Source organism: Pedococcus sp. P1_H8 (assembly GCF_056405175.1).
Map to the genome: position 1 here is coordinate 1 of NZ_JBFUCP010000350.1, position 397 is coordinate 397.

Consider the following 397-nt stretch of genomic DNA (forward strand, 5'->3'; position numbering starts at 1 on the left):
CGACGAGGAGGCTTTTGACGCCGCGGTCCGGGCATTGGGGGCGGCCCGCCGCGTACTGCTCGTCGCGAACGGCGGGTCCGCGCCCAGCGCCGCGGCCATGGCGATTCGATTCGTGACCAACGGCCGCCCGGCCGAGGCGCCGTCCGACTCGATCGTGCAACAGCTCACCGCCCGGCACCTCGGCGCCGAGGACGTGTGCCTCGCAGTCAGCGACAGCGGGATGAACAGCTACACCCTGAGCTCGGTCATCGCGGCCAAGGAGGCCGGCGCAACGGTGATCGGGGTGACGAGCTACGCCCGATCCAGCCTGGTGGAGCACTCTGACATCACATTGGTCATCGGCGGAGGTACGGGTCCGTGGAGCGCGCACGGAGCCTCGTCAACGGTAGTCCAGCTG

Annotated in this window: 1 protein-coding gene; it reads left to right on the plus strand. The window is 69.8% G+C overall.

The genetic code is table 11. The annotated features are described in order from the left end of the window. Positions 1-34: 34 nt before the first annotated feature. Positions 35-397 (plus strand): SIS domain-containing protein (locus AC1DYG_RS20330; protein ID WP_477641646.1); only part of this gene is annotated, 363 nt, incomplete at its 3' end.